Origin of the sequence: Bdellovibrio sp. HCB-110 (genome assembly GCF_047323225.1) — a bacterium.
Lineage (GTDB): Bacteria > Bdellovibrionota > Bdellovibrionia > Bdellovibrionales > Bdellovibrionaceae > Bdellovibrio.
Genome location: NZ_CP178750.1, coordinates 967,210 through 979,560, shown reverse-complemented (window position 1 = coordinate 979,560; position 12,351 = coordinate 967,210). Strand labels below are relative to the sequence as shown.

Below are 12,351 nucleotides of genomic sequence, written 5' to 3'. Positions count from 1 at the left end.
CTTTCAACTTTGCCCTCTTTCAAATGCAATTTTAACTGCAGCGATTATTCCAAAGTGCTGCACTGATAAGACAAGCTCACACTCGTACCTGGAGCCAAGTATTGATTGAACTTCAACGTCTTGCCTTCCATGTGATGAGAAACCGGGCTGCCTGACACTGTCACCACAAGATCCGTTGGATTCGAGCAGTTCAAGACGATGTCTTTGATACGATCCGAGATCTTCGAGCGAATTTGACCTAACTGAGTTGTATAGTCGTTAGAGCAAATATCCGCTGAGGTTCCCCAGCCTGCACTCGTGAATGTCAGATAAACGTTACCGTAGCTTCCTGTCACCAAACCTACCGTCGGGCTGTAGTTATCCAAAGCCTGACTGTTTTGTTGATTCAAGCAGTTTTGATCTTTCACAACGATGGAGTGCACGCTGAGTGAGTTGTATTTATCCTCGCCCAATTTGCTTTTCACATTGGAAACAAGATAAGACGGCTGATCCATTTGATCTAATGTATAACCTTGATTGTTGTAAAGACCGCTTCTCTCATCTTCGTCCGCCAAGAAGATCACAGCCAAGTGAGCATCTCCGCGAATAAAACTTGAAGGGTTGTTGTTCACCACCAAGTTAGCCGCATAAACGCCGCGCTCGTCCCCTGAAGGACAGTTCTGTGCGTATGCTTGAGAATAAGATGTCGAGTTAATAGAGTCTCTATTGCCACCATTGTTACGGATCCAATTTGCAATAAACTTTTCGCAAGCCAAAGTCTCCGGCCTTTGAATTGTTTGATTGAACAATGTGAATCTGTCAGAGTGGTTTGGCGTGATATACGGATTACCACCAAATGGGATGAGAGCTCCGGCATCAGATCTCGCAACATCCGTTGTCGTCATGGCAATTCGATAGTCCACCTTTTGAGTATCCAGATCAGAAATAAAGTTCCCAAAACGAGGTGCCAAACGCGCTTGTTCAAACGACATCGAAGCTGAGTTGTCGTTAACAATCAGAATGTCGACCTTTCCGCGGCCGGCCGTTGCAGTATAGTTAAAGGCGTACTTACCGTTCTGCACGATACATCCGCTTTCTTTACATTTGCTGTCGTCCAATGCGAACTTCACCGGGGAACATCCCACGTAAAGTCCTACTAAAAAGGACAGTGCTGTCATTCTGGTGAGCGTATTCATAGACACCTCTCTCGCAGATTTACTTCCAAGCTCGATGCCAAAACTGCAAGGTTCCTGTAAGTATATGTTTTTACTGGTTTTTGATTGGGACCCCTCAGACCCCTTGGCGAGGCCCTTTGTGTCGATCTCTTTGACAAGAGCCCCTCAAAGACACTTTTTTATGTGAAATTTCATAGGTTTAGAGATTTTTAGAGGACCTAGCCTGAAGAAGCGATTTTGGGCTCTCAAGGGAAAGCCTTTGAGGCTCTTCCAATTCTTTCCAATAATATCAGAGGACGGAGGCAAAATGATTTATAAGGTCTTAGGCGCATTGATTATCGTCGCGGCAGGTGCTCTTGCTTTTCTTACTCTTCAAGATGAAGACGGCCCTCTTAAGAAAGATAAAAAAGTCGCTGCCTGTGTGCAACTGACTCCGGCGCAACAACTGTCCCAAATGATCAATGATGATTTTCAAGTTCTTGCGCAAGAAGGCCAACTTCCTCCGGAGTGGAACTCTATCGCCACTGTTGAAATTCGTATGAACTCGGAATTAGCCCGTGCGATCCTTGGCAAACAACGTCCCAACATTCAACGCGTGAAGGATGGAAAGAACTATCTTGAACTTGAAGTGATGGATCTTCCTGATGAAGAAAATCCTGGTGTGATTATTCAAGCAAGTCTGTTTGATATTAAATCGAAGAATAAGATTTTTGAAATTGGTCGAACTTACACAATGAATGAGTTGAACAAAGTGGCTCCTCCTCCGCAGGAAAAAGCTCCGGCGAAAGCAAATGCTCCGCAACCACCGCAAGGACAACAGACAACTAGTGGCGGTGTTCAGCAAGCGGCACCGACACCTTCTCCGCAACAGGCAAATCCTGCGACAACTCAAACTCCAGCTCCAAACGCAGCACCGGCTGCGACAGCTCAAGGAGCAACTAAGTAAAGGAGATTTCGATGAGAACTCTTTCTCTTCTATTTATAATGTCTCTTATCACGGCTTGCGCAACAACCGGCAAGCCCCCTTCAGAAACTAAAAAAGATTCAGCCGCAGTCAAAGAAACTAAAGGCTTCGATGCAGAGTTGAGTAACTACAAGTATCCATTCGAAGTGAAATTCTATTCTTTCAAATCCCAAGAACAAGATTTGAAAATGGCTTATATGGATATTCCTGCGGGCAAGCCCAGCGACAAAGTCATTGTTCTTTTGCATGGTAAGAATTTTCCCGGTGCTTACTTTGAACAAGTGATCTTGGGTCTGAACCAAGAAGGTTATCGCGTGATTGTTCCTGACCAAATCGGTTTTGGAAAATCTTCGAAGCCAAAAAATTATCAATACAGCTTTCAAACTCTTGCTCAGAACACCAAAAATCTTTTGCAGAGTTTGGGAGTCGAAAAATTTTATCTCTTAGGTCACTCCATGGGTGGAATGGTCGCGACAAGATTCACACTGATGTATCCAGAGAGTGTGACAAAATTACTTTTGGTGAATCCGATTGGTTTAGAAGATTGGAAAACGATGACAAGCTATCGCAATGTTGATGACGGCTACAAAGCAGAGCTTGCAAGTTCTCCGCAAAAAATTAAGCAGTATCAATTAGACAGTTATTACGATGGAAAATGGAAGTCAGAGTACGACAAGTGGTTGGAAATTCCGACGGGATGGCTGGAGGGCTCTGACTATCCGGTGATTGCCTGGAATGCCGCTTTGACCTCCGATATGATTTTCACGCAACCCGTGTTTTACGAATTTAAAAATATCAAAACACCGACTGTATTAATGATCGGAGACCGCGACCGCACAGCCATCGGCAAAGCCTGGGCTTCTGATGAAATGAAAAAGAAAATGGGAAATTATCCCGTGATCAGCAAACAAGTTTCGCAAATGATTCCCAAAAGCAAACTTGTGATGCTCAAAGGGTTAGGACACATGCCTTTTATCGAAGACTTCGAAGCCTTTTGGAAAGTTCTGATTAAGAATCTTTAGATAGCCTTCGGATTTTGAAACTGAAACATTCCGATATAATCTTAAATATATTTACTCAGATAACAATAAAAAACCCGATTAGAGTTACCTAATCGGGTTTAGAGTAAAAAAGAGCTGGCGTCGTGCTACTCTCCCACATGGTCGCCCATGCAATACCATCGCCGCAAGAGGACTTAACTTCTGAGTTCGGAATGGGATCAGGTGTGGCCCCTCTGCTATAAACACCAGCAAAGCGTTTATTAATACAAAGTGGAGTTCGTTATAAACTCCGTTTTCGTTCTTCGCAACTTACTTCCAATCCAAATGGAGAAGTTACTATTCTTATTCAGACAACTGAATGATTGATTTAGTTGATTTTTAGCGACCTTATACACTCTGACTTTGTCAGAGTAAGGCTGGTTAGTCCCAAATTAATCACTCTCTTACTTATTCAGAGAGTTAGTCTCTCGCTCTTTAAAAGAGGTCTCTGAGACGAAATCTTCTTTAACAAAAGTTAAGAAGAAAAATTTAAAAAAGCCTCACGACCTATTAGTACGGATCAGCTGAATGTGTTACCACACTTACACCTTCCGCCTATCAACCTCGTAGTCTCCGAGGAGTCTTTAGGGGGCCGAAGCCCCAGTGAGATCTAATCTCGCAGTTTGCTTCCCGCTTAGATGCTTTCAGCGGTTATCAATTCCGAACATAGCTACCCTGCATTGCCGCTGGCGCGACAACAGGAACACCAGAGGTTCGTCCATCCCGGTCCTCTCGTACTAAGGACAGGTCTGCTCAAATCTCATACGCCCACAGAAGATAAGGACCAAACTGTCTCACGACGTTCTGAACCCAGCTCGCGTACCACTTTAATTAGCGAACAGCTAAACCCTTGGGACCTGCTCCAGCCCCAGGATGTGATGAGCCGACATCGAGGTGCCAAACTCCATCGTCGATATGGACTCTTGGATGGAATAAGCCTGTTATCCCCGGAGTACCTTTTATCCGTTGAGCGATGGCCCTTCCACGCGGGACCACCGGATCACTTTGGCCTGCTTTCGCACCTGCTCGACTTGTAGGTCTCGCAGTCAAGCCCCCTTATGCCAATGCACTCGACGCCTGGTTTCCAATCAGGCTGAGGGGACCATCGCGCGCCTCCGTTACTTTTTGGGAGGCGACCGCCCCAGTCAAACTGCCCACCAGACAGTGTCCCTCTCCTCGTAAAGAGGAGCAGGTTAGATTTCAAAGTTGCCAAGGGTGGTATTTCAAGGTTGACTCCACAAGGGCTAGCGCCCCTGCTTCAAAGTCTCCCACCTATCCTACACATGCCAACTCTAAAATCACTGCCAAGCTACAGTAAAGGTTCACGGGGTCTTTCCGTCTTTCTGCGGGTACTCGGCATTTTCACCGAGAATTCAATTTCGCGAGGCATTTGGTCGAGACACCGGAGAAGTCGTTACGCCATTCGTGCAGGTCGGAACTTACCCGACAAGGAATTTCGCTACCTTAGGACCGTTATAGTTACGGCCGCCGTTTACTGGGGCTTCGATTCTCTGCTTCGCTTGCGCTAACAAATCCTCTTAACCTTCCAGCACCGGGCAGGCGTCAGTATGTATACTTCGTCTTGTGACTTTGCACATACCTGTGTTTTTGATAAACAGTCGCTACTCCCATTTCTCTGCGACCTGAAAAAGCTTGGGGAGCAAGTCCTTACACTCTCTCAGGCACACCTTTTCCCGAAGTTACGGTGTTAAGTTGCCGAGTTCCTTGACCAAAGTTCACCCCATCGCCTTAGGATATTCACCCCACTCACCTGAGTCGGTTTACGGTACGAGCTAACAAATCTAAAATTACGAAACTTTTCTTGGATGCATGGCTTTTCACACTTCCGGGACAAGTCCCTCGCATTCACACCTCAGAGTTACGACCAGCGGATTTGCCTACTGATCCTCCTACATGCTTACACCCAAATCCAATAATGGGCTGTGATATCCTACACCGTCATTCCTTAATCACAATCTGTTAGGTAACGGAATATTAACCGTTTTGCCATCGATTACGCCAATTGGCCTCATCTTAGGTCTCGACTAACCCTGGGAGGATTATCCTTGCCCAGGAATCCTTGAGTTTTCGGCGCCCGGGTTTTTCACCCGAGTTCAACGCTACTTATGTCAGCATGATCACTTCTAGTTCGTCCAGCTGTCCTACCGGTCAACCTTCATCCTACACTAGAACGCTCCCCTACCACTAAAATATAAAATACTTTAATCCAAAGCTTCGGTAACACGCTTAGCCCCGTTGTATCTTCCGCGCAGAGTCACTAGACTAGTGAGCTATTACGCTTTCTTTAAAGGATTGCTGCTTCTAAGCCAACCTCCTAGTTGTCAAAGTAACTCCACAACGTTCTCCACTGAGCGTGCATTTAGGGACCTTAGCTGTTGGTCTGGGCTCTTTCCCTCTCGACGCATGACCTTATCACCCTGCGTCTGCCTGCCGAGGAACATATCTGTGGCATTCGGAGTTTATTTGGGTTTGGTAATCCGGTAAAGACCCCTAGCCCATTCAGTGCTCTACCTCCACGATATTTTTTACTCGACGCTATACCTAAATATATTTCGGGGAGAACCAGCTATCACCCAGTTTGATTGGCCTTTCACCCCTAATCACAGATCATCAAAAGAGTTTTCAACCTCAACTTGTTCGGTCCTCCACGAGGTGTTACCCTCGCTTCAACCTGTCCATGATTAGATCACCGGGTTTCGGGTCTATGCCTGCATACTAAATCGCCCTATTCAGACTCGCTTTCGCTACGGCTCCACCTGCAACGGCTTAACCTCGCATGCAAACATAACTCGCTGACTCATTATGCAAAAGGTACGCTATCGTCCATATAAAGGACTCTAACTGCTTGTAGACTTACGGTTTCAGGTTCTATTTCACTCCCCTCTCGGGGTTCTTTTCACCTTTCCCTCACGGTACTTGTTCTCTATCGGTCACTAAGGAATATTTAGCCTTATGAGGTGGTCCTCACAGATTCCCACAAGATTTCACGTGTCTTGTGGTACTCGGGATGCCGCTAGGGCCTTCAAAGTTTTCGAGTACGGGGCTATCACCCTGTTTCGCCAGACTTTCCAGACTGTTACTCTAACTTCTCCGGTCCCACATCGCGGTCCCACGACCCCTCTTTCAAATAAATGAAAAAGGTTTAGGCTGTTACCCGTTCGCTCGCCACTACTGGGGTAATCTCGGAATTGATTTCTCTTCCTGAGGGTACTGAGATGTTTCACTTCCCCTCGTTCGCTTCAGACACCTATGTATTCAGTGAATGATATCATAAAATGATGAGTTTCCTCATTCGGACATCTCCGGATCAAAGTGTGTGTGCCACTCCCCGAAGCTTATCGCAGCTTACCACGTCCTTCATCGCTTCTTAGTGCCAAGGCATCCACCGTAAGCCCTTTGTAGCTTAAAAAAAATGGAACTAACCTCGCTAAAAATCAACTAAATCAATCTATTCAATTGTCAAAGAACGAAAAACTTCATTCAAATTCTCAAGCGCAATCTCTGCCTTCTTCGCACTCAACAGTCCAACTCAATTAGTGTAGTTGGTGGGCCAGGGAAGACTCGAACTTCCGACCCCACGCTTATCAAGCGTGTGCTCTAACCAACTGAGCTACTGGCCCTTGTTAGATGCGAGGAATAAAAGAGATTTCACTCTTTCAAAACTAAACAGCTAGAAAAGATTTTTGGGACTCACGCTATCTCGGGAAGAGAAGCGTTGACCTAAGATTGGGTCAATTTGCAACTTTAAGAACAAGTCTTAAAGATTTGACCGGATAATCCTTAGAAAGGAGGTGATCCAGCCGCAGGTTCCCCTACGGCTACCTTGTTACGACTTCACCCCAATCATCGACCATACCTTGGGCGCCTGCCCCCTTGCGGTTAGCGCAGCGACTTCTGGTACAGCCGACTTTCATGGTGTGACGGGCGGTGTGTACAAGGCCCGGGAACGTATTCACCGCGGCATTCTGATCCGCGATTACTAGCGATTCCAACTTCATGATCTCGAGTTGCAGAGATCAATCTGAACTTAGATGGCTTTTAAGCGATTTGCTCTACCTTGCGGCTTAGCTTCGCTCTGTGACCACCATTGTAGCACGTGTGTAGCCCTAGGCATAAGGGCCATGAGGACTTGACGTCATCCCCACCTTCCTCCGGTTTAACACCGGCAGTCCATCTAGAGTGCCCAACTGAATGCTGGCAACTAAATGCAGGGGTTGCGCTCGTTGCGGGACTTAACCCAACATCTCACGACACGAGCTGACGACAGCCATGCAGCACCTGTGTACCGACCCTTGCGGGCGACGACATTTCTGCCAGTCTTCCAGTACATGTCAAGCCTAGGTAAGGTTCTTCGCGTTGCATCGAATTAAACCACATGCTCCACCGCTTGTGCGGGCCCCCGTCAATTTCTTTGAGTTTTAATCTTGCGACCGTACTCCCCAGGCGGGATACTTAACGCGTTAGCTTCGTCACTGAAGGGGTCAATACCTCCAACAACAAGTATCCATCGTTTACGGCGTGGACTACCAGGGTATCTAATCCTGTTTGATCCCCACGCTTTCGGGTCTGAGTGTCAGTGTCTAGCCAGTTACCCGCCTTCGCCACCGGTATTCCTGTTGATATCTACGTATTTCACCACTACACCAACAATTCTAGTAACCTCTCTAGCACTCAAGCTACGCAGTATCAAATGCACTTCTAGGGTTGAGCCCTAGGCTTTCACACCTGACTTACATAGCCACCTGCACCCGCTTTACGCCCAATGATTCCGAACAACGCTAGGATCCCTCGTCTTACCGCGGCTGCTGGCACGAAGTTAGCCGATCCTTTCTTACAGGGTACATTCATTGTGTTATTCCCCTGCGACAGAGCTTTACGACCCGAAGGCCTTCATCACTCACGCGGCGTCGCTGCATCAGAGTTTCCTCCATTGTGCAATATTCCCTACTGCTGCCTCCCGTAGGAGTCTGGACCGTGTCTCAGTTCCAGTGTGACTGATCATCCTCTCAGACCAGTTAAAGATCGTCGCCTTGGTGAGCCATTACCTCACCAACTAGCTAATCTTACGCGGACTCATCTTGAAGCGAAAAACCTTTGACCCCTTGAACCTCAGTTCTTGTGGTCTTATGCGGTATTAGCCAATCTTTCGACTGGTTATCCCCCTCTTCAAGGCAGATTATCCACGCGTTACTCACCCGTGCGCCACTAGTACTCACCCGAAAGCTTTCCCCGTTCGACTTGCATGTATTAGGCACGCCGCCAGCGTTTGTTCTGAGCCAGAATCAAACTCTCCAGTTATAATTCTGTTCTCAACCAAACAACTAGCTTACGCTGTGTTTGTTCGAATTTATTTTTGAAATTGTGAATGAACATTGCTGTTCATTCTAAGAGCCCAAAAATCTATCTATCTAGCTATTCAGTTTTCAAAGAGCGAAATTTTTAATCGCAAATTTGCTTCGTTACCGAAGCGCGAGGAACCAATCTTAATGATTTTTTTGTCCCCGTCAACGTTCTTTTTTTATTTTTTCGTTTCAATACAAACGTCTAAATAAAGTTGGTGGAGGCAACAGGGATCGAACCTGCGACCTTCTGAATGCAAATCAGATGCTCTCCCAGCTGAGCTATGCCCCCGAACGAAGTGGAGCTGTTTTCTCGTAACAGCCCAAAAAGGTCAACGGCTTTTTTTCGAAAATTTAATGACCCACAAGAAGTTGCCCAATAAATAATCGAGGTTTGCACCTCGATTATTTGGAAACTTTAATTAAGTATTTGTATTTACAGTAGATTAGGCGCTGGCCTTGAATTTTGACGCAAGCAGTCTGTTGAGCCACTTTCTTTCAAAAGACAAATCGAATCCGACCTTTTCTCCACCAGAAATGATGGCTAGGTAGACTTTTTTGAGGATTTCAACCTCATGATCTAGACCGTTGTCTGCTCCCAAAGACTCTTCTATAGCTTCAAACACACTGACGAGATCAGGTGTCGTGACTACTTTTGGAATACGCCCCATATCCAAGCCCAATGTCTCTAGAGGCTTGAAGCCCACAAGAGTTTCTGTCAATAGAACCTTCGTTCCATTCTTGAAATTCACTTGGATAAATGGTTTTCCCTCAGAGTCCGCGCGATGAAGGACTTCGCTCACCTCTTGAGTTGTGAAGGAGAATACTTTTCCATCTAGATCTTGGCGAATTTGCACTCGGCCTGACTCGTTGATCTTCGCACGAAGACCTTTCGAGGCATCGACAAAATTCAAGATGTGATCTAATTCCGCATGTGTCGACTTTGATTTACTGCTCAAAATACCCTCCCCTAAATATATAGGGTCCTTCCTACACATTAGGTATCGACAATCCACAAAAGGACTTAACACAAAAACAAAAAAAGATGAGAGTCCAGCCTCTTATCCTGTCGCATTTTGAATAGAATATCGCGATAATGTTTCAAGGCGAGATTCATGGGCGCCGTGACTTGAAGTCACCGTTCCGATTTGAGATAACATGAATCGAAAGAGGCATTCACTATGATCATCACACGCTGGCAAGCACCTATCGTTCCAAGCAAACAACAGATCCACATGATTCTGGAGTCTGAAGGCTTGGAACCTTTTGACGAAGTCTATGAACCACAAATGAAGGTTCAAGATCATCGCCATCCTTTTGCAGAAGTTCGCGTGGTGGTCGCTGGAGAAATGATCTTTAATATCTCAGGAAATCAATTCGTACTTCGCCCAGGCGATCGCTTGGAGATTCCTGCCAACACAAAACACTCCCACATCGCTCAAGGCAGTTCACCTTGCGTCTGTGTTTGCGCACAAAGAGCAATTTAATCTTTTTTCTGTTTCATCCAACTTAAATAGTCGCGGATTGTTTTTTCGAAGCCTCGGTTTGTCGGTTCGTACAACTGAGGCTTTTCTACTTCTGAAGGCAGATAATCTTGATCGACCCAACCTGTTGGGTAGTTGTGGGGATACTTGTAGTCTCTGCCGTAGCCCAAATCTTTTGCGAGAGCTGTTTTTGCAGAACGCAAATGCAATGGCACAGGCAATGTTCTAGTTTTCTCAACCAATTCACGGGCCTTGTTTAAAGCCATGTAGGCGGCATTCGATTTCGGACATGAAGCAAGATAAGTTGTTACTTGCGCCAGAGTGATCGCTCCCTCTGGAAGACCTATGGCTTCGACAGCTTGAAGGCCGGCAATCGCCACGGAGATTCCGCGCGGATCGGCGTTTCCGATATCTTCAGAGGCAAGAACGATCAAACGACGGGCGATAAAGATCGGGTCTTCTCCACCATCAATCATTCTCGCCAAATAGTACACGGCCGCATCGGGATCACTGCCGCGAACACTCTTAATAAATGCAGAGATAAGATCGTAGTGCATCTCCGAACTTTTGTCGTAGCCCAAAGGATTTTGCTGAAGAAGTTCGCGCATGTCGTTAACGGCCAGGCGCTCCCCGTCTTCTTGATCTTTAGTGAAGTTATAGAGAATTTCTAAACTGTTAATGAGGCGACGAGCGTCTCCGTCAGAGTATTCAAGAAGATTGTCGATAGCTTCTTTCGTAAGAATGCTTTCAAGAGTCTTACCGTAGTGAGTTTCCGCACGACTGACGATTTTACTTAAATCTTGCTCTGAGAGTCTTTCAAAAATCACGACGCGGCAGCGACTGAGAAGGGCGCGATTCAACTCGTAGCTTGGATTTTCCGTTGTTGCACCGATGAGGACCAAATCCCCTTTTTCCACGAAAGGAAGAAGCACGTCTTGCTGGGCTTTATTAAAACGATGGATTTCGTCGACAAAAAGAACGGTTTTTTGCTGAAGTTGAAGACGGCGGTCTTTTCCTTCTTCACCAATTTCACGCAAAACTTTGGCGCCCGAATCCACAGCGTTGATATTCACAAAGTGCGCATTAAAATGCTGAGACAAAGCCAAAGCAAATGTCGTTTTACCCGTGCCCGGAGGCCCCCAAATAATGAGGCTCGGCAAGTAGCCTTTTCTCAGCATCTGCCCGAGCTTTGATTTCAGACCCAAGGTCTTATCTTGGCCAATGATCTCATCGAGATTCTTCGGACGAAGAATCTCGGAAAGTGGAGATGAATTGGAAGCTGCGGCTGAAGCGGAAAAAAGATCCATGACGGACTTATAGTTTACAAACTACGCCTTGGTCATGCGATATCTCTTCAGCCCTATTTACGCCCCGCATTTATGTGTAATATCAGGGGCTTCGCTTTTTAATTTATTCAAAGACGGTTCTTTGCTCCTCTTTTGATGGAGGTCCCATGAAAAGAATCTTCTTTGGATTGATACTGGGAATGATGGTTGTCGCAGGCGCTATGGCCGCCAATAGATATTCTAAAGTGAGTTCCTTATCTACAGTGACGTTCTCGGATGGAACGACGGTCGAGACCATTGTGACCTCCGGGAATAACCCCGAGAAGTGGTCGCAGGTTTATCAGATTAAACAAAGTAATGGAGTTGTCTGTTATGGAATCGCAGAGCTTGCAAACAACTTCGCGACAAACCCGACAATTTCTTGCACAAAATGATTGCGCAGCAAAGTAAATGGTAATTTATTTACAGAGCAAATAAAAAAGAAGCCAGATGCTTTATCTGACCTCTTTTATTTAGAAGCTTTCGACCGTGATTGTTGTCGACGTTTTTACTGGAGTTTCGTTTTGAGCGGCGTCTCTTTCAAGACCGAAGATTTCCATGGTGCCACTTGCAGTCAGGCCCGAGTTCATCGTCACACCACCGCAGTACAAAGCGCAATCTGTTGGATAGCTTGCTGTACCAGACGGAATGAGTGCTTCTTTGGTGCCCGAGTTAAACCAATTCGTATGCAAAGCTGCTAGCGCATCCCCGCCAACCTCACAGTTAATTGGAGTCGCGCTGCCAGGAACTGGGATCGTGATGCGGATAAAAGAAATAATCAGACTTTTTGTAGTGTCTTTTCTATTAAACGTGATCACTGGAACACGGAAGTAGCTCGGAGAAATATCGGCCGTCGCAATATCATTCCCCGCATTTTTATCTGCCAAGCAGCTAATAGCTGTCGCAGGGATCAGTGGGAACGCGGAAGAGCTGATCACGACTTCAACGTTGCCCTCTTCTTGAGAACAAGAGCCGAGGGCTACGGATAAAACTATGAGTGAGACGTACAACAGTTTCTTCATAT

General features: G+C 46.2%; 8 protein-coding genes, 2 tRNA genes and 3 rRNA genes. 4 read left to right on the top strand and 9 right to left on the bottom strand.

All coding sequences use genetic code 11. From position 1 onward, the window contains the following. Positions 1 to 44 precede the first annotated feature (44 nt). A complete protein-coding gene (locus tag ACL934_RS04665) occupies positions 45 to 1,175 on the bottom strand; it encodes a hypothetical protein (RefSeq protein ID WP_374078197.1) in 1,131 nt (376 codons plus the stop codon). A gap of 286 nt (positions 1,176 to 1,461) precedes the next feature. Between ACL934_RS04665 and ACL934_RS04660 the strand changes: the two genes are divergently transcribed. Both ACL934_RS04660 and ACL934_RS04655 read left to right on the top strand, forming a co-directional pair. After that, a complete protein-coding gene (locus tag ACL934_RS04660) occupies positions 1,462 to 2,100 on the top strand; it encodes a hypothetical protein (RefSeq protein ID WP_374078195.1) in 639 nt (212 codons plus the stop codon). An 11-nt stretch (positions 2,101 to 2,111) separates the two neighbouring features. Continuing rightward, positions 2,112 to 3,140 carry an alpha/beta fold hydrolase gene (locus tag ACL934_RS04655; RefSeq protein WP_374078193.1) on the top strand — a complete coding sequence of 343 codons (1,029 nt, stop codon included), beginning with the start codon at positions 2,112 to 2,114 and terminating at the stop codon, positions 3,138 to 3,140. Between the two features lie 112 nt (positions 3,141 to 3,252). On the opposite strand, the gene rrf is transcribed toward ACL934_RS04655, so the two are convergent. From rrf to ACL934_RS04625, 6 genes are all read right to left on the bottom strand, one after another. Next, a 5S ribosomal RNA gene (gene rrf, locus ACL934_RS04650) occupies positions 3,253 to 3,369 on the bottom strand. Between the two features lie 278 nt (positions 3,370 to 3,647). Beyond that, positions 3,648 to 6,588 (bottom strand): 23S ribosomal RNA (locus ACL934_RS04645). Positions 6,589 to 6,722: 134 nt separating this feature from the next. After that, positions 6,723 to 6,799 (bottom strand) — tRNA-Ile (locus ACL934_RS04640). A 164-nt stretch (positions 6,800 to 6,963) separates the two neighbouring features. Continuing rightward, positions 6,964 to 8,477: ribosomal RNA gene (locus ACL934_RS04635) — 16S ribosomal RNA — on the bottom strand. The 16S, 23S and 5S rRNA genes sit together here with 2 tRNA genes alongside, the layout of an rRNA operon. Positions 8,478 to 8,734: 257 nt before the next feature. After that, a tRNA-Ala gene (locus ACL934_RS04630) sits at positions 8,735 to 8,810 on the bottom strand. A 154-nt stretch (positions 8,811 to 8,964) separates the two neighbouring features. Next, complete coding sequence (locus tag ACL934_RS04625) at positions 8,965 to 9,477, bottom strand: hypothetical protein (protein ID WP_374078190.1); 513 nt, start codon at positions 9,475 to 9,477, stop codon at positions 8,965 to 8,967. Positions 9,478 to 9,699: 222 nt separating this feature from the next. On the opposite strand from ACL934_RS04625, the gene ACL934_RS04620 reads away from it, so the two are divergent. Next, positions 9,700 to 10,005, top strand: a complete 306-nt coding sequence (locus ACL934_RS04620; protein WP_374078189.1) for a cupin domain-containing protein — start codon at positions 9,700 to 9,702, stop codon at positions 10,003 to 10,005. Here ACL934_RS04620 and ACL934_RS04615 read toward each other — a convergent pair. Then, entirely contained in the window at positions 10,002 to 11,309 is a 1,308-nt protein-coding gene (locus ACL934_RS04615) for a replication-associated recombination protein A (protein ID WP_374078187.1), read from the bottom strand. The two genes, ACL934_RS04620 and ACL934_RS04615, sit on opposite strands and share 4 nt — an antisense overlap. A 146-nt stretch (positions 11,310 to 11,455) precedes the next feature. On the opposite strand from ACL934_RS04615, the gene ACL934_RS04610 reads away from it, so the two are divergent. Further along, positions 11,456 to 11,722 carry a hypothetical protein gene (locus tag ACL934_RS04610; protein WP_374078184.1) on the top strand — a complete coding sequence of 89 codons (267 nt, stop codon included), beginning with the start codon at positions 11,456 to 11,458 and terminating at the stop codon, positions 11,720 to 11,722. Between the two features lie 78 nt (positions 11,723 to 11,800). Here the strand turns inward: ACL934_RS04610 and ACL934_RS04605 are convergent, their stop codons facing one another. Beyond that, positions 11,801 to 12,349: a hypothetical protein gene (locus ACL934_RS04605; protein ID WP_374078182.1), complete on the bottom strand. Its 549-nt coding sequence runs from the start codon at positions 12,347 to 12,349 to the stop codon at positions 11,801 to 11,803. Between the last annotated feature and the right edge of the window lie 2 nt (positions 12,350 to 12,351).